Below are 22,230 nucleotides of genomic sequence, written 5' to 3'. Positions count from 1 at the left end.
GCCCCGCCGCCGGGACCTTCACCCGCCAAGGAGAACCCCATGGACGTGCTGCGCAACGTGATCGCCGGCGAGAGCCGGGACCCGGCCTCCGGCGAGTGGACGGACCTGGTCGACCCCGCCACCGGGAAGGTGTACGGCAGGGCGCCCCGCTCCTCCGCCGCGGATGTCGCGGACGCGGTCACGGCGGCCACCGAGGCGGCGGTGCGCTGGCGCCGTACCACCCCGGCAGAGCGGCAGGGCCTGCTGCTGAGGCTCGCCGACCTGATGGAGGAGAACCTCGACGCGCTCGCCGACGCCGAGGTCCGCGCCACCGGCAAGCCGCGCGGCACCGCCCGCCGCGTCGACGTGGGCGGGGCCGTGAACGCGATCCGCTACTTCGCCGGGGCGGCCCGGGTGCTGGAGGGGCTGGGCGCGACCGAGTACGTCGAGGGGCACACCTCGTTCGTCCGGCGTGAGCCGATCGGCGTGGTCGCCCAGGTGACGCCGTGGAACTACCCGCTGATGATGGCCGCCTGGAAGATCGGGCCGGCCCTGGCCGCCGGGAACACGCTCGTCATGAAGCCCGCCGACACCACACCCGGCTCGACCGTGCTGCTCGGCGAGCTGTGCGCCCGGGTGTTCCCTCCGGGCGTCGTCAACGTCGTCTGCGGCGACCGCGACACCGGCCGCGCCCTCGTCGATCACCGGGGCGTGGAGATGGTGGCCATCACCGGCTCGACCCGCGCCGGGGCCGAGGTGATGAAGGCGTCCGCGGAGGACCTCAAGGACGTCCACCTGGAGCTGGGCGGCAAGGCCCCGGCCGTGGTCTTCGGCGACGTGGACATCGCCGAGGTCGCGCGTTCGGTCGCCGAGGCCGCGTTCTTCAACGCCGGGCAGGACTGCACGGCCGTCACCCGGGTGCTGGTCGAGGAGAGCATCCACGAGGAGTTCACCGCGGCGCTGGCCGAGGCCGCGGCCGCCCTCACCGTGGGCGGCCCCGACGAGGAGGGCGTCTTCCTCGGCCCCTCCAACAACGCCGCCCAGGCCGAGCGGGTGGCGGGCTTCCTGGAGAGACTGCCCGCCCATGCCCGGCTGGTCACCGGCGGCCGGATCGACCGGCCCGGCTACTTCTTCGCCCCGGCCGTGGTCGCCGGGGTCCGCCAGGACGACGAGATCGTCCAGCAGGAGATCTTCGGCCCGGTCGTGACCGTCCAGCCCTTCGCCGACGAGGACGAGGCGCTCCGCCTCGCCAACGGCACCGACTACGCGCTGGCCGCCAGCGTCTGGACCCGCGACACCGGCCGTGCCATGCGCCTGACGGCCGCCCTGGATTCCGGCGCGGTCTGGGTCAACTGCCACCAGGTGATCGTCCCCGAGCTGCCGCACGGAGGCTTCAAGCACTCCGGCACCGGCAAGGACCTGTCCCGGTACGGTTTCGACGCCTACACCCGGATCAAGCACGTGATGATCAGCCACTCCTGATCACCTTTCCCGCCACCGGCTCAGAAGGGGAATCGCTTCCGCGACAAGACGGGGACGTCAGCCGGAGGACACATCGAGCCCGTCCGGGGACGATCAAGCTCTAAGCGATCTTCCGGCGGTGAGTTAACTCCCGTGCCCGGCTCCGTGGGATCGTTGCGCTCCATGAGCAGATCGTTGAAAACCGCGCATATCCTCCTGGTGGCCGCGTTTGCCGCCGCCCTTTCGGCCTGTTCTGCGGGGGGCGACTCGTCTGCTCCGACCACGGCCCCGGCCGTCTCCGCCGCGGAACCCACGGCGACGTCCACGGCGGAGACCACCTCTGCCGAGCCCCCGGCTGAACCCGAGGCCGCTACCGCCTCCACGGCCCCGGCCGCTACCGCCTCCATCGAGTCTCCCAACCTGGCCGCCTCCGCCGAGCCCACTGCGGGGGCGCAGGGCGACGGGGCCGGGGACACGGGGCCCGCCATGCATCTGATCGGAGTGCTCAGCGCGAGTCCGACGCAGCCGGGCTGGATCACGGTGCAGCTCGACGAGGGTGACACCCAGGAGGTCATGCTCAGTCCGGACGCGGTGGTGCTCGACATAGGGGGAACGATCTGCAACAAGGGCAAGCTTCCGCACAGGTGCACCGTGGCGCAGTTGGAGAAGGCGTTCAGGGCACGCAAAGCCCCCTACGCCAAGGTGACGATCCAGGGTGGGGTGGCCATGCGGATCGAGGAACTCGTCGAGAGGTGACCGGCGCCGGCGGATTCCCGTCGCGGGGAGTTCCGCCGACCCGGACCGTGTGAAACGTACTCGCGCACACAGGCCCAGCGGGCAGGTCCGGGCACGCACTGTCCGCGCGGCCACAGCCACAGGGGAGACGTCTCTGGATTGCGAAAAATCTCAGACGTCGGGAGAACAGGGTCCCCCGCACCCTTGCCCGAATTACTCATCTGACGTAATTTTTACTCATGCAAGTAATACGGGGTGAAGAACCATCCTCCGGACGTTCCTTCACCGGCGCGGCCAGGCGCTCCCAGATCATCGCGGCGACCATTGAGACGATCGCCGAGCTCGGATACAGCCAGGCGTCCTTCGCCCGGATCGCCGAACGGGCGGGCCTGAGCAGCACCCGGCTGATCTCCTACCACTTCGCCGGCAAGGACGAGCTGATGGGCGCGGCCGTCGCCGAGGTCTACGGTCACATCGGGCAGTTCATGGCCGAGCGGATGGCCGGCGCGACCTGTGCCCGTGACGCGCTGCGCACCTACATCACCGCGCTGGCCGGGTACATCGCGGACAACCGCCCGCGGATGCGGGCGATGATGGAGATCTTCCTCAACTTCCGTGGCGAGGACGGCGCGAGCGACTCCTACGACGCGGGCGACGACAACGACGCCATCGGCCATGTCCAGCGCATTCTGCGCGACGGGCAGCGCAGTGGCGAGTTCCGCGACTTCGACACCTTCGTCATGGCGGCGACCGTACAGCGCTCCCTGGACGGCCTGCCGTTCCTGCTGGAGACCAGGCCCGATCTCGACCTCGCCGCCTGCGCCGAGGAGTTAGTGACGCTGTTCGACCTGGCGACCAGGAGCGGGCCGTGAGCACCGGAAGCGGCGGGAACACCGGGAGCCGGCGGCGCACGCTGCTGCGCCTGCTGGTCGACCTGCTCGTGCCGGCCGCCCTCTACTACGGACTGCGCCTGACCGGGATGAGCGTCTACCTGTCCCTGCTCATCACGACCGTGGTGCCCGCGGCCATGGGCGCCTACAGGCTGGTCAGAGAACGCAGAGTCGACGGGCTCTCCGTCTTCATGACGGCCATGATGGTGCTCGGCGTCGGGGTCTCGCTGATCAGCGGCAGCGAGAGGTTCCTGCTCGCCAGGGAGGGGTGGCTGACGGCCGCCGTCGGGATCTGGTTCCTGGCGAGCCTGCGGGCCGGGATGCCGCTCACGTTCCTGTTCAGCCGGCCGCTGATGGAGGGCAGGTTCCCGATCCACGGCACCGGCGAGACGTGGGACGTGCTGTGGGAACGACTTCCCCGCTTCCGCAGGGCCTGGCGGGTCACGGCCGTCCTGTGGGGCGCCGGCACCCTCCTCGACGCCGCGGCCCGCGTGGTCATGGCCTACACGCTGCCGGTCGACGCCGTCCCCGCGCTCGGCAGCGCGCTGTACGCCGGCACGTCGATCACGCTCATCGTGATCGCCAACGTCTACTTCATCACGGTGGGGCTCTTCGACAGGCGGAGCGCGATGTACGCGCCGCTCAACCACGAGCACGCCCCGGCACTCTCCACCTGACGCGCCTGACGCTTCAGACATGCCTGACGCGTCAGACGCGAACGGTCTCGCCGGCCGGTCCCCTTCCGAGAAGCTCACGGACCGGGTCCGCGGAGCACCATCCACCCGTCCCCGGCGGATTCCAGAAATCTTCCCCAGGAAATGTCGGGGGCGTGTGGGAGTCTTCGGCTCAGCCCGCTCCCGCCGCGGCGATCCGGCGGCGTGCCTCCTCCCAGGGGGGAGGCAGTTCATCCGCGCGACAGCTCCACACCACGAGGGTCGAGGGCAGCATGGCCGCCCGGAGCCGGCCCTTCGCCGTGCGGTGCGGATCGGCGCGGTCGAAGCGCCCGAGCTCGGCCCGGTGAGTCCAGGCGGAGACGGCCCAGAACGTCTTGCCGAGGACATCCGCGGCGAACGCGTAGCCGACCAGCCCCGGGGTCCGGGCGAGCCGGCGCCGGATGCGCAGCGTCCACCACAGGAACCGGGGGATGTCCCGATGTGAGCGTAACGGCAACCGGGCGGCCAGGACCGTACAGCCGGTGGCCGGATCGGGCGGTCTGCGGATGGTCGTCCAGGGCAGGGCAGGCATGTCGCCACGCTAGGCGCGCCGTACGCGGCTCACACCGGCGAAACCGCCGGTATCCCGTACGGCGACGCGGACCCGCACGCGCCTGGGCCTTGGCGTGGATCCCCTCTGCGGGGCACCGCCGTTCAGTCGAGCGGCAGCCGGGCCAGCTCCGCCCGCGAGCTGACCCCGACCTTGGCGAAGACGTTACGCAGGTGAAAGTCGATCGTCCGGGGGCTGAGGAACATCTGTGCCGCCACCTCGCGGTTGGACAGCCCCTGGCCGACGAACCGCGCCACCTGCAGCTCCTGCGGAGTGAGGTCGGTGGCCGTGGAGGGGTCGCGTCTGCGGGCCGTCTCGCCGGAGGCCCGGAGTTCCTGACGGGCCCGCTCCGCCCACGGCTGTGCGCCGAGGTCCTCGAAGGTCTCCAGGGCGCTCCGGAGGTGGGTACGGGCGTCGACCCGGCGGCGGGCCCGGCGCAGGAACTCCCCGTAGGCCAGCTCGGTGCGCGCCTGGTCAAAACGGCGCGGCGAGCCGGTGTGACGCTCCAGCGCGTGCTGGAAGTGGCGTTGGGCGTCGTCACCGGCGGCCAGTACGGCCCTGCCGTGGGCGGCGGCGGCACCCGCCCAGTCGGCCCCGGTCGCGCCGTCGAAGGAGTCCAGCTCCCGGATCCACGTGGCCGCCTCGTCGCGGTGGTCCGAGCGGGCCGCCGCCTCCAGGCGGTCGACTGCCGCCATGTGCGTGAGCGCGGGGTGCGAGATCTGCTCCAGGTGGTGGAAGGCCGAGGCCGGATGCGCGGCGGCGTGGACACCCCTGGCCCAGTGGATCACGTCGCCGATCATGCCGTCGAGGATGCCCATCGGGTGAGCCGAGCTGATGTGCGTGGCTTCGGCCAGATGCGATTCGAACGCGTCCTCGCCGCGGAAAGCGGCCAGGAGGGTGAGCCACGCCAGGGGCAGGCCGGTCAGCCCGGACTGCCCGGTGCCCCGGGCGAGCTGGAGCGCTTCGGACGCGCTGGCCCTCGCGGTCGCCCAGCGTCCGGTGGCGACTTCGGCGAAGGCCCGGCGCGTCAGCGCGTACAGGACCAGGGAGACGGCGCCGGTGTCCCGGGCGTGCGAGAGCAGCAGGTTGTGGTGGCGCAGGATTTCGGCGTCGTCGCCCAGGTGTATGGCCGCGATACCGAGGTTGGAGCGCAGGTCGGTGTCGTGGAAGGGCTCATCCGTGGTGAGCGCCTCACGCAGAACGGGTGCCGCCTGAGCCATGTCGCCCCGGACGACGTGCCCCAGCCCGATCAGGAGGTCGCCGAAGCAGCGTGTCCTCGCGGAGTCATCCTGCCGTGGCGCGGCGACGAAGCTCGCGGGGTCGATGTCGATCCCGGAGTCGGCGCTGAAGGTGGCGAGAGCCGTGGCGATCATCGCCATCTCCCGAGCGCGCTCGCCATCGGCCGACGCCACGTCCTTCGCCGCCTGCATCATGATGCGGTGCCCGACCTGAGGCGAGGCGGTGTTCCACTCGACGCGGGCGCGCAGCCGGTCGATGTCGGCGCGGAGCACCGGATCGACGGTGTGCGGGCGGGCGGCGTCGGCCAGGGTGCGTGCCCGGCCCGGCTGGCCGGCGAGCCAGGCACTGTGGGCGGCGGCCTGCAGCATCCTGGCCCGGGGTTCCTCGCGCGAGGTCAGCTCGGCCGCCCGTTCCAGAGCCGCGCACGCGGCCTCGTGCCCACCGCGCTGCCGGGCGCGCCCGGCGGCCCGTTCGAGCTCGTCGACGACCGCCTCGTCGGGTTCCTCCGCCGCCGCCGCGTGATGCCACGCGCGGCGGTCGGCGTCCTGCTCGTCTCCCATCGCCTCGGCGAGTGCCCGGTGGGCCCGTCGCCGCTCGAAGCTCGTCGCGGCGTTGTACACCGCCGAACGTACGAGAGGGTGCCACAGTTCGAGCTCGGCGCCCCGGACCCGGAGCAGCCCCGACCGCTCCACCTCGTCGAGCGCGTCCTCCCCGGCGCCGAGGGCCGCCGCGGCCTGCCGTACCGTCAGCAGACGTCCGGAGTCGTCGGCGGCCGCGACGAGCAGCAGAGTCTGAGCGGGTCCGGAAAGGCGGCGCGCCCGGTCGAGGAAGACCCGCTCCACGCCCTCGGTCACCGGAAGCTGGACCGGGAGCGGAACCTCACCGCCGAGCTGGGCAGCGGACAGCGCACCGGGCAGCTCGACGAGCGCGAGGGCGTTGCCGCCCGTGCTGCTCAGCAGCCGGTCGCAGACCTCAGCGGGCACGGGGACTCCGGCGCGTTCGGTCAGCAGGGCCGCCGCGGCGGCGCGGTCGAGACCTCCGACCATGAGCTCGGGCAGCTCGCCACTGTCGAACCGGCGCACGTCGCCCTCCCGGGCGGCGAAGAGCAGCGCCACCCGCTCCACCTGTAACCGGCGCGCCACGAACAGCAGCGCGGACGCCGACGCCTCGTCGAGCCAGTGCGCGTCGTCGACGACACCGAGCACCGGCCCGTGCTCCGCGGCCTCGGCCAGCAGGCTCAGGGCGGCCAGGAACACCAGGAACCGGTCGACGTCGGCTCCCTCCTCCTCACCGAAGGCGGCGCGCAGCGCGCGTGACTGCGGTGCCGGCAGCCGTCCGGCATAGCGGAGGGCCGGGCGCAGCAGCCGGTGCAGCGCGGCGAAGGCCAGCGGCGACTCGGATTCGATGCCCTGCGTCCGCAGCACCTGCATGCCCTCGGCGCGGGCGATCGCGTCCGCCAGCAGGGCCGACTTCCCGACGCCGGGCTGCCCGCGTAGAACCAGTGCGCCGCCCCGGGAGGCCCACGTCTCGTCGATGAGCGTCGTCACCGCGGCACGCTCCATGGTTCGGCCGTGCAGCATCCGGCCAGTTTAACCGCAATGCCTCGGACCGGGACAGCTAGGCCGCGACCGCCTCCAACCCCCCACTCGCCTCAGCTTCCCGTCGACGGCGCCGAGTCGGATCCCCGGCGAACGGCCCGGTGAAACCACCGGCGCGAGACACCGGCCGCCGGCGGCATCGTCGGAACCGTCAGCGCCCCCTATCGACTCGGGAACCCTCATGACGACCCTCCCTCAGCACACCTCCTCCGGCACCACGGCGTTCCGCGTGAACGGCATGACGTGCGGGCACTGCGTCCGCGCGGTGACCGACGAGATCGGCAGGCTCGCCGGTGTCCGCGGCGTCAGCGTCGATCTCCCCAGCGGCATGGTCACCGTGGAGACCACGGAGCCGCTCGACCCCGCCGCCGTCGCCGCCGCCGTCTACGAGGCCGGCTGCGAGCCGGCGCTGTGAGCGCCTCCGCCGGCCCTTGGCGGGGGGTGGACGGCTTGCCGGACTCCCCGCTGGACGTGATCGTCATCGGAGGCGGCCAGGCCGGACTGGCCATGGCCTGGTACCTGCGACGGCAGGGGGCGCGTTTCCTCGTGCTCGACGCCGGCAGCGAGATCGGGCACGTCTGGCGTTCCCGGTGGGACTCGCTCGTGCAGTTCACCGCGGCCCGGTACGACGCCCTGCCTGGCCTCGCTTTCCCCGCCCCGGACGACACGTACCCCACCAAGGACGAGGTCGCCGACTACCTGCGGGCCTACGCCGGCACCTTCGACCTGCCGGTCCGGCTGAACACCCGGGTCACCCGGCTGAGCCGGGGCGGAGCGGGCTTCGAGATCGGCACGGCCGGAGACACCTTCCACGCCCGCCAGGTGGTCGTGGCCACCGGCCCGTTCCAGACGCCGGCCCTCCCGGCGCCGGCCGCGCGGCTGGACCGGGCCGTCACCCAGCTCCACAGCTCGGTCTATCGCAGTCCCCGGGACCTTCCGGATGGGCCCGTCCTGGTCGTGGGCGGCGGGAACTCCGGACTGCAGATCGCCGAGGAGCTGACCGCGACCCGCCGGGTCGACCTGTCGGCCGGTGCCACTCCGCCGGTCCTGCCGCAGCGGCTGCTCGGCAAGGACCTGTTCTGGTGGCTCACCCGCCTCGGCCTCATGGCCAAGCCCGCCGACTCCTGGATCGGCCGCCGCGTGCGGGACCGCGGGGAGCTGGTCATCGGGACGAGCAGGCGGACGCTACGGCGGGCGGGGGTCACCTTCCGGCCCCGGCTGACCGGCGCGGACGGGACGGATGTCCGGTTCGAGGACGGCAGCACCCTCCAGGTCGGGGCCGTCGTCTGGGCCACCGGCTTCCGGAGCGACTACTCCTGGATGGCCGTCGGCGGCGTACTGGCCGACGGCCGCCCCGTACACCGGCGCGGCGTCACCAACGTTCCCGGCCTGTACTTCCTCGGCCTGCCCTGGCAGCACACCCGGAGCTCGGCGCTGCTGGGGTTCGTCAAGGACGACGCGGCGTACCTGGCCGACAGGATCGCGGCACACGCCCGGACCGGGCAGCGCCCCACCGGCGGCCCCGGCGCCGGCGCGGACCACCGGCCCGGCGCAGGCCACGGGTCCGACGCCGGCCACCGGCCCGATGCGGACCACCGGCCCGGCCATCACCCCGGCGAAACCACCGGTGTGACACCCCTGCCGCAGGGACCAGCATCACAACGGCGGAACCACGCATCTTCACCGGCAGGACCAGGGAGCCAACCATGACGACGTCGACGATCGCGGCGTGCACCCTTGAGATCGGCGGCATGACCTGCGCGGCGTGCGTCCGGCGCGTGGAGAAGGCGCTGACCCGGGTCGAGGGAGTGTCCAGCGCCCGGGTCAACCTCGCCACCGAGGTCGCGGCCGTCAGCTACGACCCCGGCCTGGTAGGGCTCGACGGACTCGTCCGCGCCGTCTCCGCGGCCGGTTACGACGGCAGGGTCAGCACCGCCCCCGCAGCCGGGGACCATGGCGAGGACGGCACCGTCCCGGCCGCCGGTCACCACGACGGGATCAGCCGCGACGAGGAGTCCGGTCCGAGTTCCACCACACCGCCAACCGGCGACGGCAACGGTCGCGACGCGCGGCGGGACGCGGAGCTGGCGGACCTGAGGCGCAAGTGGCAGGTCGCGCTGGCCACCGGGCTCTCCCTGATGGTGCTGATGTACATCCCGCTGTCGCTCGACACCATGGACTGGCTGATGCCGGTCCTGCTGGTGATCGCGACCGTCGTGCAGTTCTGGGCGGGCAGGCCGTTCTACCGCGCCGCTCTCACCGCCGCCCGCCACCGCACCACGAACATGAACACGCTGGTGGCGCTCGGCACGGGCGTGGCCTACGGCTACAGCGCGTTCGTCACCCTCTGGCCGGCCGCCGCCGAACGGTGGGGGCTGCCACTGCACGTCTACTTCGAGACGTCGCTGGTCATCATCGCGCTCATCCTGATGGGCCGGTGGATGGAGGGCCGGGCCAGGAAGCGGACGGCGGCGGCGATCACGGCCCTGGTCGGGCTGCGCCCCAAGGCCGCACGGGTGCTGCGCGACGGCATCGAACACGACATCCCCATCGACGACGTGGCCGTCGGTGATCTCGTCCGGGTCCGGCCCGGGGAGAAGGTGCCGGTCGACGGCGTCGTGACCGACGGCGCGTCAAGCGTGGACGAGAGCATGCTGACCGGTGAGAGCCTGCCGGTCGAGAAAGGCATCGGCGACCAGGTCATCGGCGCGACGCTGAACCGCACCGGTTCGATCGTCCTGCGGGCGGGCGCCGTCGGCCAGGACACCACGCTCGCGCAGATCGTCCGCCTCGTCGAGGACGCCCAGGGCGGCAAGACACCGATGCAGCGGCTCGCGGACCGCGTGTCGTCGTGGTCCGTCCCGGTGGTCCTCGTCGTCGCCACGCTGACGTTCGCCGGCTGGGCGCTGCTCGGCCCCGACACCGGCAGGTTCACCCTCGCCATCGGAACGGCCATCGCGGTCCTGATCATCGCCTGCCCGTGCGCGCTGGGCCTGGCCACCCCGACCGCGATCATGGTCGGCACCGGCAAGGCGGCCGAACTGGGGATCCTCATCCGCGACGGCGAGGCCCTGGAGCAGGCCCAGCGCCTGACCACGATCGTCCTGGACAAGACCGGCACGATCACCCACGGCCGGCCGGCCGTCACGGACGTCACGACTCTCGGCGGATGGCGGGAGGAGGAGGTCCTCGCGCTCGTCGCGGCCGCGGAGGTCGGCAGCGAGCACCCGGTGGGTGAGGCCGTCGTCACCGCCGCCCGCGACCGCGGCCTCGCCCTGCCCCGCGCGGAACGGTTCACGGCCGTCCCGGGCCACGGCATCGACGCCACCGTGGACGGCCGGCGCGTCCTGGTGGGCAACCGCGCCCTGATGGCCTCCGCGGAGATCGACGTCACGGTGTTCGACGCGGCGAGCAGCGCGGCCGCCCAGGCGGGCCGGACGCCGATGTACGCCGGTGTCGACGGCGAGGCCGTCGCCCTCATCGTCGTCGCCGACACGGTGAGGCCGGAGTCCGCCGAGGCCGTCGCGCAGCTGAGGGCACTGGGCCTGCGGGTGTGGATGCTCACCGGGGACAACGCCGTGACCGCGGCCGCCGTCGCCCGCGAGGCGGGCATCGACCACGTGATCGCCGAGGTCCTCCCCTCGCAGAAGGCCGACCGCGTCGCCGCGCTGCAACGCGAGGGGCAGGTCGTGGCCATGGTCGGCGACGGCATCAACGACGCGCCGGCCCTGGCCCAGGCGGATCTCGGCATCGCGATCGGCACCGGCAGCGACGTGGCCATCGCCGCCTCCGACATCACCCTGGTCGGCGGCGACCTGCGCGGCATCGTCTCGGCCATCGCCCTGTCACGCCGTACCGTCACGACGATCAAGCAGGGGCTGTGCTGGGCGTTCGCCTACAACGTGCTGCTGATCCCGGTGGCCGCCGGGGCGCTGTACCTGGTCAACGGGGTGCTGCTCGACCCGGTGCTCGCCGCCGCGGCCATGGCCATGAGCTCGGTCAGCGTGGTCACCAACGCGCTGCGGCTGCGGGGCTTCCGCCGGCCGGCCGGCGTCGGGGCGATCCTGCACCCGTCGCTGCGTACCCGCGTCGCCCAGTACGCCTACCTGGTGGCGATCGCCGCCGTCGCCCTGGCGGTCGGCGCCGGGCTCACCGCCCTCAGCCGCACCGACGCCGCACAGCGCGGTATGAACGGGGTGCTCGCCTGGTCCCAGGGCATGGGGATGCCCATGCGTCCGGCGATGAGCGTGATGGAGACGACCGCCGTCGAACCGATCACCGCGCACGACGCGGGCCTCGACGTCCGCCTCGACCTGCCCCGCGACGCGCGGCCCGGCGAGCCGGCCCGGGCGACCGTGACCGTACGCGATGCCGCGACCGGCGCCCCGGTAAAAGACCTCACCCGCACCCACCAGGTGTGGATGCACCTGATCGTCACGCGGGACGATCTGGCGACCTTCGCCCACATCCACCCCGAGCCGACCGGCCGCCCCGGCGAGTTCGCCGTGGATGTCGTGTTCCCCACCGCGGGCCGCTACCGGATGCACACCGAGTTCCGCCGGCAGGGCAAGATGACCGACGTCCTCGACCGGCACGACGTCACCGTCGGCGGCGCGCCCGCCTCCGCACCCGTCCCGCCGGTGCCGGGCCCCCGGGAGCAGGTCGTCGACGGGGTACGGGTGACGCTACGCGGCGACGCCCACGCCGGTGAGCGCGGTGACTTCTCCTTCACCTTCACCGACGCGGCCACCGGCCGCCGGATCGACGACCTGCAGCCCTACCTCGGAGCCGCCGGCCACGTCGTCGTCATGCGCGCCGACGGCGCGACCTTCGCCCACGCCCACGCCGAGACCGAGGACGAGCGAGGAGAACCCGTCTTCGCCCTGCCCGGGCAGCGGTTCGGCCCGGAACTCGATCTCCACGTCCGTTTCGACACCCCGGGGGTCTACCGGCTCTGGAGCCAGTTCCGGCTCGCCGGCGGACGCGTCATCACCGTGCCGTTCACCCTCACCGCCTCCTGACCTCCAACCGCAAGACGGAGGCACCCTCAGCGCCATCACCATGCCGCTCGCCTTCACCGCCTCCTGACCTCCAGCCACGAGACGGCGGCACCCTCAGCGTCATCCGTCAGATCCGATCACCAATCTCGAAGGAACAACCATGATCTCTGTCTCAGGACTCACCAAGCGTTACGACGACCGCACCGTCGTCGACGACGTGACCTTCACCCTCGAACCGGGTACGATCACCGGCTTCCTCGGCGCGAACGGGGCGGGTAAGAGCACCACCCTCCGGATGATCACCGGCCTGGTGCCGTCCTCCGGCGGTACCGCGCTGATCGGCGGCCGTCCCTACGCCGACCTGCCGAACCCGCCCGCTGTCCTCGGCGCGCTGCTGGACGCCTCCGCGGTGCACCCCGGCCGTACCGGGCTCGCGCATCTGCAGATCCTCGCCGACACCCTCGGGGTGCCGGCCGGGCGCGTCGACGAGCTGCTTGAGCAGGTCGATCTGACCGGGGCGGCGAAACGGCGGATCGGCGGCTACTCCCTGGGGATGCGCCAGCGGCTCGGGATCGCGGCGGCGCTGCTCGCCGACCCGGACGTGCTGGTGTTCGACGAGCCGTCCAACGGACTCGACCCCGAGGGCATCCGCTGGCTGCGGGAGCTGCTGCGTGAGCGGGCCGCCCGCGGCGGCACGGTGCTGCTCTCCAGCCACCTGCTCAACGAGGTGGAGCACACCGTCGACAGGCTGCTGGTGATCAGCGCCGGCCGGATCATGGCCGACGCCCCCATCGGCGAGCTGCTCCACGGAAACGGCACCGTGGTGCGGGCGGCGGACCCGGCGGCGCTCGCCGCCGACCTGCTCCGCACCGGTCTGCCGGCCGAGCGCGGCACCGACGGCCTGCTGACCGTGCGCGGCGCGACTCCGGCCCAGGTCGGCGCGGTCGCCGCCCAGGGCGGCCACGCCCTGATCGACCTGCGCCCGACCGAACACGGCCTCGAGGACCTGTTCTTCCAGCTCACCGCCGCCGCGTGATCCTCCTCCCATCTCTCACCACGAAGGAACCCTTGACATGAGCACCATCGACCTGGTCGCCCCCCTCCCGCCCGCCGTTGCCGTCCCCGGCCGCGGCCCCTCCATCAGCCGGCTCACCACCATCGAGATCCGCAAGTCACTGTCCACCCGCTCCGGCCGGGCCGTCGCCGCGAGCGCCTCCATGGTCGCCCCGCACTGGATCCCCATCGTGCTCCTCACCGGCCAGGACCTCAGCGATCCCCCCGGCATGCTGGCCGAGCTCGGCATGCTGACCGGCCTGCTCATGCTGGCGCTCGGTGTGCTCAGCACCGCGGGAGAGTGGACCCACCGCACGCTCCAGACCACCTTCCTGGCCGTCCCCCGCCGCGAACGCGTCCTCGCGGCGAAAGCGCTGGCCATGGCCCTGCTCGGAGCGGCCTACAGCGCGATGGGGCTGATCAGTGCCGTGGCCATCCTCGCGGTCTGGGGCCCCTCCCTCGACTGGGGTGCCGTCGCGACCTCGGTCGCGGTCGGCACCGCGGGCGGGGCCGCGTTCACCGTGATGGGCGCCGGTATCGGCGCCGCCGTGTGCAACGCCCCCGCCGCGCTCACCGGCACCTATCTGACCCTGCTCGTCGCCCCGCCGCTGCTGCACCAGCTGTCGCCGACGCTGGCGGAGGCGCTCGACCCGGGATCCGCCGTGATCCAGCTGGCCTCCGGGAACCCCAGCGCGGTCCGGATCGCCACCCTCACGGGCTGGCTGGTGGTGACCTCGGTGGCCGGAGCCATGATCACCCACCGCCGCGCGGTCGCCTGACCGCGCGCCCTGAATGGGCGATCGGCCTGGCCCCGTTGATGGGCGGGAGCGCGCTGCCGTTGCCAGCGGGTGGAGGCGACGGCAGCGCGCGCGTACAAGGTCATGCGCAGGGACGTAAAGTTACGGGGCCGGTTGGTCGGGGAGGGCTTTCCGTCCTCCCCGGGACGCGTGCGGACGTCGTTGACCGCCGTACGCGTCATTGAGCGTGTGCCGACCGCGGACCTGGGGACGGAGAATGAGCGAACGCCCGTACGTGCTGCTCAGCTGCGCGATGTCCATCGACGGATACATCGACGACAGCTCTCCTGGCCGACTCCTCCTCTCCAACGACGAGGACTTCGACCGCGTCGACGCGGTGCGGGCCACCTGCGACGCGATCCTGGTCGGAGCCAACACCATCCGCCGCGACGACCCCCGGCTCCTGATCCGGTCGGAGACCCGGCAGCGGGAACGGACCGCACAGGGCCTGCCGGCACATCCCGTCAAGGTGACGCTGAGCACGACAGGGGACCTCGACCCGTCAAGCCGCTTCTTCACCACCGGCGACACAACGAAGATCGTGTACGCCGCGTCGGCGGCGGTGGGTCGGCTCACCTCCCACCTCGGCGGGACAGCGGTGGTGGTCGACTCCGGCGATCCGGTGAACCTCGACCTCGTACTGTCCGACCTGGCCGGGCGCGGCGTGCGCCGGCTGATGGTCGAGGGTGGCGGCTCGGTGCACACCCTGTTCCTCCAGAAGGGCCTGGTCGACGAACTCCAGCTCGTCGTCGCGCCGTTCTTCGTCGGGGACTCCACCGCGCCGCGTTTCGTCCACGACGGTGACTTCCCGCAGAGTTCCCGGCGGCGTATGGACCTGGCGGAGGTCCGGCGGATCGGTGATGTCGTCCTGTTGCGCTACCTGCCGTCGTGACTCCCTCTCCAGCGCCAGAGTCCCGAGGTTCCACACCGGAAAGGATCCAGATGAACGACCACGACTGGCTGCGGCTCGCCTGTGACCTGGCCCGGCTCTGCCCGCCCTCCCAGACCGCCTTCTCCGTCGGCGCCGTGGTGGTCGCCGCCGATGGACAGGAGATCGCCCGTGGATACTCGCGGGAGACCGATCTTCACGTGCACGCCGAGGAGTCGGCGCTTGCCAAGCTCTCTCCGGATGACCCCCGGCTGCCCGGCGCCACCATGTACAGCAGCCTGGAGCCCTGCAGCAAGCGCAGCTCCCGCCCAAGGACCTGTAGCCGTCTGATCGTGGACAGCGGCATCCGACGGGTCGTGATGGCCTGGCGGGAGCCGGTGTTCTTCGTCGACTGCCACGGTGCCGAAGAGCTCGCCGCGGCAGGCGTCGCCGTAGTGGAGATCCCAGAGCTGGCAGAGGCCGCCCGGGAACCCAACGGGCATCTCATCCCTGACGGACCTGTCGGCTAGACGGCGCCGCCCAGGTCGCAGCGGCTCTGGCTCGGTGTGTCCGGCAGGACGGAGAACACAGAAGTTCGACCCTGTGTGTCGTGGAACCACAGGTCAATGAAGGTAGGGCGGGCGGGACTCGGACCCGCGACCCAGGGATTATGAGTCGCCTTGATCGTGGGGTGGGTCGCGGCGACCGTGGTCGGCAGCTGTTGGCCGACGGTGCCGTCGGGCACGCTCGCGGCGGTGACCAGCACCGCGAGGAGTAGTCCGATTCGGCTGCCGGATCACTCATGGGCGATGGGGTCCTCCCTCGCGTGGTTGTCAGCGAAGTCCCACTGCCCGGAGACGGTATGCCTAACCCAGCGGTTAGTTTGCGGCTGGGATTCGAACAGGAGTCCGGGGCCTACTTTGGGGCTTGCCACATGGACCCGAATGGAGGGCCTAAGGAGCCGGGCGACCATCGTCGCGGCCCAGGTTGTGGGACGGAGAACCGGGAAGGTGTGGTGTCAGGAACCGGGCTATGCGGTCTGGCTGTCCATCCTCATCCAAGGGAACTAATCATGTCCACTCCCGTGGTTCTCGTTACCGGCGCGCTCACCGGCATCGGTCGCGCCGTGGCCGTCGCCTATGCTCGCGAGGGCGCGAATCTCGTCGTCTCCGGCCGGCACGAGGACGTCGGCGTCGAGCTCGCCGATGAGCTGAGTAAACTCGGCGCGCAGGTCGCGTTCGTCCGTGCCGACGTGCGCCGCGACGAGGACATGGCCAATCTCATCGATCGCGCCGTTGAACGCTTCAGCCACTTGGACATCGCCTTCAACAGCGCTGGCACCGAGGGCACACCGGGACCCGTCACGGATGTCACCGACGAAAGCTACGCGGCCACCTTCGACACCAACGTCCTGGGCACGTTGCTGAGTATGAAACACGAGTTCCGCGCCATGCGACCTCAGGGCAGTGGAAGCATCATCAACGTCAGCTCCACCTTCGGGCTGATGGGCTTCCCCAACTCCACCCTCTACGTCGGCAGCAAGCACGCCGTCATCGGCATCACCAAGGCGGCGGCACTCGAAGGCGCCGCCCACGGCATCCGCGTCAACGCCATCGCCCCCGGCTTCACCCAGACCGCCATGTACGAGAGGTTCACCGCCAGTGACGACGTCCGCGACGCCGTCAACTCCGTCCTGCCCATGCACCGCCCCGGCACCCCGGAGGAGATAGCCTCGGCCGTGCTCTACATCGGCTCCGACAAAGCCTCCTACCTCACCGGGCAGACCATCGTCCTGGACGGCGGCCTCACGGCCGGATGGCCCCTCTTTCCCACCGGCTAACCTTTCGCAAAGTGATGCGGCGATGATCGGTGAAGTCCGGCTCATAGCTCCGGCTCGCCCACGTGTGGGAGGCCGCCGACGTGCCCGGCATCGTCGCGCTGCTCATAGCGGATGCGTCAGGTGACGCGCAGTCCGCCGTCGACGAACAAGTCGTGGGCGTTGACGCCGGTGTTGCGGAGAAGGAACTCGGTGGCGTCGACGACCTCCGCTGTCGTCACAAGGCGTCCGATAGGGGTACGCGGCACGTGGGGGTGGTCGGGCACGTCGCGCCACTTCGGGCTGTCTCCCACCACACCCGGGTGGATCGCGTTGACGCGGTGGGGCGCGATCTCCACGGCCAGGGTTTTCACCAGACCGGTGATACCCCCGTTGAAGGCGGTCACCATGGTTGAGCCGGGGTAGGGGCGCTCCTTGGCCAAGCCGCCGAAGAGCACGACCGACGCGCCGGGGGTGAACCGGTCACGCAGGGCTCGCACGGTCTCGGTGTAGCCCACCAGTTTGATGGTCACGGCCTTGATGGCCTCGGCGATATCGAAGTCCGCGAGAGAGTTGACGCCCTGTGCGATAGCACTGATCACCAGGTTGTCGACCTCGCGCACATCGACGAGCGCAGCGGCGATCGTCTCCGGCCGCGACAGGTCAACGGCCAGTCCTCGGGTCGTGCCGCCGATTTCGGTAGCCACTGTGTCGGCGTGCGCCGTGGTGCGGCTGGTGATGATGACGGTGTCGCCGCGGTCGGCGAATCGCTGCGCTACAGCGCGGCCCAGCCCGCTGCTTCCTCCGACGATGATCGAGGTGGTCACGATCAGTGGTCCTTTCAGGTCGGCAGGCAGCTGATACAGAATTCCATGTAAGCAGACAGTTCCGAGGGGTCTGCGGCGGCCTTCGATGATCGCGATGTTCGCGTATCGGATGCTGTCTTCGATCTCCCGCCGCACTTCCTCGACCGAAGCGTTTGACCAGGCCTTCGGCTTCGAGTGCGTTCATGCGCCACGTCGTCGAGCCCGGTCCTGGCAGATCGCGCACAAAACGCTGTCAGCGCCTCTTCAGCAGGAGCTCGGTGTTGCGGTCGCCGGGCAAGCCTGTCTGCACGCTCTGCAGGCCCGGCGAGTTGAACGACAGCTCCCGGTAGAGCGCGGCCAGGCCGTTTTGGGACAGATCGGTCAAGTCGGTGCGGTGCGGCGCGGCCGACTCCACCAGCGTGGTGAACAGGGAGAGCGTTCCATCGTGGTTGTCGGCCAGCTCGATCACCCTGGCCAGCTGCGGGTAGTCAATGTGGGAGGCAGTGCAGACCTCCCAGAAGCCGCCATGCGGGACGATCTTGTTGCGGTGGGAGTGGCCGTTGATCCACGCGACCACGTTGCGGTACTTGTTCAGCACCGCCAGCAGTTCCTGCCCGCTGTGGCGCTTGTCGTGCGGGCGGGCGGGGTTGGGGATGAGGTTGGTCATGGCCCAGCTCGGATGGTGACTGAAGATCAGCGCGATGTCGTCGGCGTGGGTCTTCAGGGTCTGCTCCAGCCAGGCCAGCTGCCGGCTGCTGACCGATCCGCGGTAGTCGCCGCCGCGGTCGGTGGTGTCCAGGCTGATGCCGACGACGCCGTCGGCGATCGGGAAGGAGTAATCCAGCCGGCCGCTGTCGAGGTTGTCGCGAGTGTAGCCGTGGCCGACGGGTCCCGCGCCGGTGTACGCCGGGTCGAGGTGAGCGGCGATGTAGTCGTGCGGGCTTAAGGGGGCGCGGCGCTCGTCGGCGGTGACAGTGCGGGCCTTGGCCTTGTAGCGCTTCCAGGCCGCCCGAAAGCGGGCGCCCGTGGGGTCGGGGCCCTGGCGCAGCGCCTGGATGACGGCGCCGGCCTCGGAGGCGGGCAGGGTGAACAACTTGCGCGAGCCGGTGGCCAGGTCCGCGAAGAAGTCGCCGGCCGCGGCGTAGGCGCCGCCGAAGAGCTGGTCGTGGTTGCCGATGGTGGAGTACCACGGGACGGCCAGTCCGGGGCTGCTCACCTCGCGGATGGCCGCCTCCAGAAAGCCGTCCAGGCGGGGGAATCCCACCCGCTTGTCGACGTCGCGGATGCCGGACTCGGGCTGCCAGTACAGGCCCAGGCCGGAGTCCTGCACGCCCTCATACGCGCTCGGGTCGCCGGTGTTGGGGGTGAAGCGGCCGCCGGTCATGGCGGTCAGGAACCACTCCAGCTCGATGCGGGAGTTGTTGTCGGTGTTGTCGCCGGTGGCCATGACGAAGCCGATGGGCGCTCGGGTGGCCGGGCCATACCGCAAGGTGTTGACCTGTTCGATCAATGAGACGGCGCCGACGGCGGTCAGCGCTTCCTGCGGGCGCCAGGCGCTCACGGCTCCGGCGCGCAGGAACTCATAGCGCTGCGGGTTCTGCACGTCGGTGATGTGCAAGTCGGTGAACTGGGCGAAGCAGGCAAGCACCGTGCGGCGCTCGGCCCTGCCCTTCTTGGCCTCGGCCAGCTCTGTGCGTGTCACCCGCCGCCAGCCCGGGCCGTCGGCCAGCCTGCGGTATCCGGTGGCGCCGCGAGGGCTGGCGACGGCCTGGACCGTGGTCGTCGTGGTCGTCGTGGTCGTCGTGGTCGAGGGGGCGGCCGGGGTGGAGGCGAGTGCGATCTCCAGCCCGACGCCCGCGGCGGTCATTCCGGAGGCGAGCAGGAAGGCGCGGCGGCTGAGGAAGGGATCCATGGTGCTCCCCAGTGATGGCGTCGAGGCGGAACGTCCACTGGGATGCTTGACACCGGGAATGACTGCCGGCTTAACAAGGCCAAAACGCTATACAGCTATCTATGGCATAGCTGGGATGTATGTGGTAAAGCCATCTGGCGACAGCGGGCTGGATGCCTGCCGCTCTCCCGCCGTTCACAAGGGCGGGGTCATCGAACGGCCCGGACGTCCACCATGGTTCGTCCTCTTTATGAAGATCAGCGCGTACCCCGCAGGACCTGAATCGTGTCGCCGACGGCACGCTCACCGGCCGCGTCCGACGGGCGATTGACCAGCTCGCCGTTCACGGCCATCGCCGTGGAGCCGCCGCCGTCTACGCGCTCGCGCCGCAGGTTCCGGTCATCGACGGCATCTTCGGCACCGGAGTCAACGGCGGAAGCCTCCCGGCCATCACCTACCGGCGGGCGTGGGACAAGGCCCGCGCCGAGGTAATGACCAGGGCCGAGTACGCCTCCCCGCTCGGTAAGCGCATCTATGACCTCCGGCACGCCTGCCTGTCCACCTGGCTCAACGCCGGGGTACCTCCTACCCAGGTGGCCGCGTGGGCGGGGCACAGCGTGGACGTGCTGTTGAAGATCTACGCGAAGTGCATCGTCGGCCAGGACGAGACCGCCAAGCGCCGGATCTCTGAAGCCTTCGGCGAGGGCTGACGATCTCCCTGAAACCTCGGCACGTATTCGGCACAGTCAGCCACAAACGATCAGTGACAGCCGTGGACAGCCGGACATGACGAAAGCGCCCGTGACCGCAGACACGCAGGTCAGGAGCGCTTTCTTCATGGTCGACGAGGGTAGGGCGGGCGGGACTCGAACCCGCGACCCAGGGATTATGAGTCCCCTGCTCTAACCGGCTGAGCTACCGCCCCTCGCGCGTATGCCGTACTGCGGCATTCAACCAAAGGTCCGCCCCGTTCGCACATCCGCCGGGCGGTACGCGTTCAAGATGTGACCTTGGACGGCGGGACCGGGGAGTTCCGGGTACTCGCTAATCTACCGGGAGAACGCTGTTGAGGGGTGTTGGATCATGCGCGTTGTTGAAGCTTTCCGTGAGTCGTTCGGTGAGGAGCCGCGGGGGGTGTGGCACGCTCCGGGGCGGGTCAACCTGATCGGAGAGCACACCGACTACAACGACGGGTTCGTGCTCCCGTTCGCGGTGCCGTGGGGGATCACCGCGGCGGTCACGCCGCGCGAGGACGACGTCGTCCGGCTGCGGTCACTCCAGGCGGGCGGGCCGCTGACCATCGAGACCCCTGATCGGGCCGAGGGCTGGGCGCGCTATGTCGCCGGCGTGTTCTGGGTGCTGCGCGAGGCCGGGCACCCGGTCAGGGGCGCGGATCTGGTGATCGACGGGGACGTGCCGCAGGGGGCGGGGCTGTCGTCGAGCGCGGCGCTGGAGGTGGTCGTCGCAACGGCCCTCAACGAGCTGTACGGCCTGGGCCTGACCAGGATGGAGATCGCCCTCGCGGCGCAGAGGGCCGAGAACGACTTCGTCGGCATGCCGTGCGGGATCATGGATCAGGCCGCCTCGGCCCTCGGGGAGCAGGGCAAGGCCCTGTTCATGGACTGCCGGAGCCTCGGCACCAGGAACATCCCGTTCGACTTGGCCCAGCACGGCCTCCAACTGCTGATCATCAACACCGGGGTCCACCACGAGCTCGCCGACGGGCAGTACGCCCGGCGCCGCCAGGACTGTGAGAACGCCGCCAAGCGTCTGGGGGTGGACGCGCTGCGTGACGTCACCGACCTGGCGGGCGCCCTGGGCAGGCTCAGCGGCGACGAGCGCAGGCGCACCCAGCACGTGGTGACCGAGAACCACCGGGTCGAGGCGCTGATCGGGCTGCTCCGGGCCGGGGCCGTGCGGGAGATCGGGGCCCTGCTGAACGCCTCCCACCTGTCGCTGCGCGACCAGTTCGAGGTGTCCTGCCCCGAGCTGGACGTGGCTGTGGAGTCGGCGGTCCGGGGCGGGGCCAGGGGCGCGCGGATGACCGGCGGCGGGTTCGGCGGATCGGCGATCGCACTGGTCGAGGACGGCCGGGTGGGATCCGTACGGGAGTCGGTGACCCGTGCCTACGCCGAACGGGGCTGGGCCGCCCCGGAGATCTACCCCGCCACCCCGGCCGCCGGAGCCCGCCGGCTGGCCTGACCGGAAACAGGCCGGGGTCCCTGGTAGGCCACAGCGGCCCGTCTCATGAAACGGCGGGCGGTTTCGGGTCGCCGGACGGCCATTCCGGCATCAGCGGCGACCCGTCCTCCTCCACGCCCCGGACCAGCCGGCGCAACAGGCCGTCGAGCAGTTCGCGCTCACCGTCGTCGAGGAAGCCGAGCAATACCCTTTCCGACCGGTCGCCTTCCTCCATCCGCTCCTCCCACACCGCGCGCCCCTCGGGGGTCAGCGCGACGAGCAGGCGGCGGCGGTCGCCGGCGTCGTGCACGCGGGTGATGTATCCGGTCTGCTCCAGCCGGTCGAGCCGGTTGGTCAGCGTGGCCGGATGGGTGTCCAGCCACTCGGCCAGCAGCGACGGCGGCACCCGGTAGGGCGGCCCGGCCGCGACCAGGTGGTGGAGCACCTCGAACTCCCAGGACTTGAACCCGGATGAGGCCAGCCACGACTCCTTGTTGCGCCTGAGCAGCCGTACGAGCATCTGCATGCGCGTCACGATCCCCTCGACCTGCGGGTCGAGGTCGGACAGCTCGCGTGACCAGTGCGCGATGTGCCGATCGACGGAGTCCGGCTCTGCCATGCCCACAGGGTAACGGTCACCGCTTATACGAAAA

General features: G+C 71.0%; 20 protein-coding genes and 1 tRNA gene. 14 read left to right on the top strand and 7 right to left on the bottom strand.

The window, feature by feature from the left end; all coding sequences use genetic code 11:
• The first annotated feature begins 39 nt into the window (after nt 1-39).
• The 4 genes from ACIN94_RS16050 to ACIN94_RS16035 all read left to right on the top strand — a co-directional run bounded on the left by ACIN94_RS16050 (nt 40) and on the right by ACIN94_RS16035 (nt 3,742).
• Nucleotides 40-1,461, top strand: coding sequence for an aminobutyraldehyde dehydrogenase (locus tag ACIN94_RS16050; protein ID WP_400705799.1), 1,422 nt, complete (start codon nt 40-42; stop codon nt 1,459-1,461).
• Between the two features lie 162 nt (nt 1,462-1,623).
• On the top strand, nt 1,624-2,196 hold the full coding sequence (locus ACIN94_RS16045) for a hypothetical protein (protein WP_400705797.1): 573 nt from the start codon (nt 1,624-1,626) through the stop codon (nt 2,194-2,196).
• Between the two features lie 218 nt (nt 2,197-2,414).
• Nucleotides 2,415-3,047 (top strand): TetR/AcrR family transcriptional regulator, encoded by a 633-nt coding sequence (locus tag ACIN94_RS16040; protein ID WP_400705794.1) that lies wholly within the window; start codon nt 2,415-2,417, stop codon nt 3,045-3,047.
• A complete protein-coding gene (locus ACIN94_RS16035; protein WP_400705791.1) occupies nt 3,044-3,742 on the top strand; it encodes a VC0807 family protein in 699 nt (232 codons plus the stop codon). The genes ACIN94_RS16040 and ACIN94_RS16035 overlap by 4 nt, the downstream gene beginning before the upstream one ends.
• 169 nt (nt 3,743-3,911) lie before the next feature.
• Here ACIN94_RS16035 and ACIN94_RS16030 read toward each other — a convergent pair whose 3' ends face one another.
• A complete protein-coding gene (locus tag ACIN94_RS16030; RefSeq protein ID WP_400705788.1) occupies nt 3,912-4,310 on the bottom strand; it encodes a hypothetical protein in 399 nt (132 codons plus the stop codon).
• Between the two features lie 122 nt (nt 4,311-4,432).
• Nucleotides 4,433-7,147 (bottom strand): AAA family ATPase, encoded by a 2,715-nt coding sequence (locus ACIN94_RS16025; RefSeq protein WP_400705785.1) that lies wholly within the window; start codon nt 7,145-7,147, stop codon nt 4,433-4,435.
• A gap of 199 nt (nt 7,148-7,346) precedes the next feature.
• Here ACIN94_RS16025 and ACIN94_RS16020 point away from each other — a divergent pair, with 199 nt between their 5' ends.
• The 8 genes from ACIN94_RS16020 to ACIN94_RS15985 all read left to right on the top strand — a co-directional run bounded on the left by ACIN94_RS16020 (nt 7,347) and on the right by ACIN94_RS15985 (nt 16,723).
• Nucleotides 7,347-7,580 (top strand): heavy-metal-associated domain-containing protein, encoded by a 234-nt coding sequence (locus ACIN94_RS16020; protein ID WP_400705782.1) that lies wholly within the window; start codon nt 7,347-7,349, stop codon nt 7,578-7,580.
• A 35-nt stretch (nt 7,581-7,615) separates the two neighbouring features.
• Nucleotides 7,616-8,875, top strand: a complete 1,260-nt coding sequence (locus ACIN94_RS16015) for a flavin-containing monooxygenase (protein WP_400705779.1) — start codon at nt 7,616-7,618, stop codon at nt 8,873-8,875.
• A complete protein-coding gene (locus tag ACIN94_RS16010) occupies nt 8,872-12,186 on the top strand; it encodes a heavy metal translocating P-type ATPase (RefSeq protein ID WP_400705776.1) in 3,315 nt (1,104 codons plus the stop codon). The genes ACIN94_RS16015 and ACIN94_RS16010 overlap by 4 nt, the downstream gene beginning before the upstream one ends.
• Before the next feature lie 139 nt (nt 12,187-12,325).
• Complete coding sequence (locus ACIN94_RS16005; RefSeq protein WP_400705773.1) at nt 12,326-13,201, top strand: ABC transporter ATP-binding protein; 876 nt, start codon at nt 12,326-12,328, stop codon at nt 13,199-13,201.
• A gap of 37 nt (nt 13,202-13,238) precedes the next feature.
• On the top strand, nt 13,239-13,997 hold the full coding sequence (locus ACIN94_RS16000; RefSeq protein ID WP_400705770.1) for a hypothetical protein: 759 nt from the start codon (nt 13,239-13,241) through the stop codon (nt 13,995-13,997).
• 235 nt (nt 13,998-14,232) lie between these two features.
• Nucleotides 14,233-14,907, top strand: a complete 675-nt coding sequence (locus tag ACIN94_RS15995; RefSeq protein ID WP_400705767.1) for a RibD family protein — start codon at nt 14,233-14,235, stop codon at nt 14,905-14,907.
• A 50-nt stretch (nt 14,908-14,957) separates the two neighbouring features.
• Nucleotides 14,958-15,413 carry a deaminase gene (locus ACIN94_RS15990; protein ID WP_400705764.1) on the top strand — a complete coding sequence of 152 codons (456 nt, stop codon included), beginning with the start codon at nt 14,958-14,960 and terminating at the stop codon, nt 15,411-15,413.
• A 542-nt stretch (nt 15,414-15,955) separates the two neighbouring features.
• Nucleotides 15,956-16,723, top strand: coding sequence for an SDR family NAD(P)-dependent oxidoreductase (locus ACIN94_RS15985; RefSeq protein WP_400705761.1), 768 nt, complete (start codon nt 15,956-15,958; stop codon nt 16,721-16,723).
• A 116-nt stretch (nt 16,724-16,839) separates the two neighbouring features.
• Here the strand turns inward: ACIN94_RS15985 and ACIN94_RS15980 are convergent, their stop codons facing one another.
• From ACIN94_RS15980 to ACIN94_RS15970, 3 genes are all read right to left on the bottom strand, one after another.
• Nucleotides 16,840-17,661, bottom strand: coding sequence for an SDR family NAD(P)-dependent oxidoreductase (locus tag ACIN94_RS15980; protein WP_400705758.1), 822 nt, complete (start codon nt 17,659-17,661; stop codon nt 16,840-16,842).
• A gap of 97 nt (nt 17,662-17,758) precedes the next feature.
• A complete protein-coding gene (locus tag ACIN94_RS15975) occupies nt 17,759-19,417 on the bottom strand; it encodes a TIGR03767 family metallophosphoesterase (RefSeq protein WP_400705755.1) in 1,659 nt (552 codons plus the stop codon).
• A gap of 236 nt (nt 19,418-19,653) precedes the next feature.
• On the bottom strand, nt 19,654-19,944 hold the full coding sequence (locus tag ACIN94_RS15970) for a phosphodiester glycosidase family protein (protein WP_400705752.1): 291 nt from the start codon (nt 19,942-19,944) through the stop codon (nt 19,654-19,656).
• On the opposite strand from ACIN94_RS15970, the gene ACIN94_RS15965 reads away from it, so the two are divergent.
• The gene (locus tag ACIN94_RS15965) at nt 19,888-20,106 is read left to right on the top strand and encodes a hypothetical protein (RefSeq protein ID WP_400705883.1); all 219 of its coding nucleotides are present in this window, start codon (nt 19,888-19,890) and stop codon (nt 20,104-20,106) included. The two genes, ACIN94_RS15970 and ACIN94_RS15965, sit on opposite strands and share 57 nt — an antisense overlap.
• 141 nt (nt 20,107-20,247) lie before the next feature.
• Here ACIN94_RS15965 and ACIN94_RS15960 read toward each other — a convergent pair.
• A tRNA-Ile gene (locus ACIN94_RS15960) sits at nt 20,248-20,321 on the bottom strand.
• Between the two features lie 158 nt (nt 20,322-20,479).
• Here ACIN94_RS15960 and galK point away from each other — a divergent pair.
• Nucleotides 20,480-21,598 carry a galactokinase gene (galK, locus tag ACIN94_RS15955; RefSeq protein ID WP_400705749.1) on the top strand — a complete coding sequence of 373 codons (1,119 nt, stop codon included), beginning with the start codon at nt 20,480-20,482 and terminating at the stop codon, nt 21,596-21,598.
• A 43-nt stretch (nt 21,599-21,641) separates the two neighbouring features.
• On the opposite strand, the gene ACIN94_RS15950 is transcribed toward galK, so the two are convergent.
• Complete coding sequence (locus ACIN94_RS15950) at nt 21,642-22,196, bottom strand: MarR family winged helix-turn-helix transcriptional regulator (protein ID WP_400705746.1); 555 nt, start codon at nt 22,194-22,196, stop codon at nt 21,642-21,644.
• Nucleotides 22,197-22,230: the final 34 nt, after the last annotated feature.

Source organism: Streptosporangium sp. NPDC087985 (assembly GCF_044741965.1).
GTDB lineage: Bacteria > Actinomycetota > Actinomycetes > Streptosporangiales > Streptosporangiaceae > Streptosporangium.
Note: the sequence above shows the minus strand (reverse complement) of the source record. Positions and strands in the feature narration are given on the sequence as shown.

What these genes read in the sequence shown, in the direction of transcription:
- ACIN94_RS15975 (WP_400705755.1), bottom strand. Translation starts at nt 19,417, where the DNA reads ATGGATCCCTTCCTCAGCCGCCGCGCCTTCCTGCTCGCCTCCGGAATG.
- ACIN94_RS16045 (WP_400705797.1), top strand. Translation starts at nt 1,624, where the DNA reads ATGAGCAGATCGTTGAAAACCGCGCATATCCTCCTGGTGGCCGCGTTT.
- ACIN94_RS15990 (WP_400705764.1), top strand. Translation starts at nt 14,958, where the DNA reads ATGAACGACCACGACTGGCTGCGGCTCGCCTGTGACCTGGCCCGGCTC.
- ACIN94_RS16030 (WP_400705788.1), bottom strand. Translation starts at nt 4,310, where the DNA reads ATGCCTGCCCTGCCCTGGACGACCATCCGCAGACCGCCCGATCCGGCC.
- ACIN94_RS16040 (WP_400705794.1), top strand. Translation starts at nt 2,415, where the DNA reads ATGCAAGTAATACGGGGTGAAGAACCATCCTCCGGACGTTCCTTCACC.
- galK (WP_400705749.1), top strand. Translation starts at nt 20,480, where the DNA reads ATGCGCGTTGTTGAAGCTTTCCGTGAGTCGTTCGGTGAGGAGCCGCGG.
- ACIN94_RS16000 (WP_400705770.1), top strand. Translation starts at nt 13,239, where the DNA reads ATGAGCACCATCGACCTGGTCGCCCCCCTCCCGCCCGCCGTTGCCGTC.
- ACIN94_RS15965 (WP_400705883.1), top strand. Translation starts at nt 19,888, where the DNA reads ATGACCAGGGCCGAGTACGCCTCCCCGCTCGGTAAGCGCATCTATGAC.
- ACIN94_RS16050 (WP_400705799.1), top strand. Translation starts at nt 40, where the DNA reads ATGGACGTGCTGCGCAACGTGATCGCCGGCGAGAGCCGGGACCCGGCC.
- ACIN94_RS16010 (WP_400705776.1), top strand. Translation starts at nt 8,872, where the DNA reads ATGACGACGTCGACGATCGCGGCGTGCACCCTTGAGATCGGCGGCATG.
- ACIN94_RS16020 (WP_400705782.1), top strand. Translation starts at nt 7,347, where the DNA reads ATGACGACCCTCCCTCAGCACACCTCCTCCGGCACCACGGCGTTCCGC.
- ACIN94_RS15995 (WP_400705767.1), top strand. Translation starts at nt 14,233, where the DNA reads ATGAGCGAACGCCCGTACGTGCTGCTCAGCTGCGCGATGTCCATCGAC.
- ACIN94_RS15985 (WP_400705761.1), top strand. Translation starts at nt 15,956, where the DNA reads ATGTCCACTCCCGTGGTTCTCGTTACCGGCGCGCTCACCGGCATCGGT.
- ACIN94_RS15950 (WP_400705746.1), bottom strand. Translation starts at nt 22,196, where the DNA reads ATGGCAGAGCCGGACTCCGTCGATCGGCACATCGCGCACTGGTCACGC.
- ACIN94_RS16005 (WP_400705773.1), top strand. Translation starts at nt 12,326, where the DNA reads ATGATCTCTGTCTCAGGACTCACCAAGCGTTACGACGACCGCACCGTC.
- ACIN94_RS16025 (WP_400705785.1), bottom strand. Translation starts at nt 7,147, where the DNA reads ATGCTGCACGGCCGAACCATGGAGCGTGCCGCGGTGACGACGCTCATC.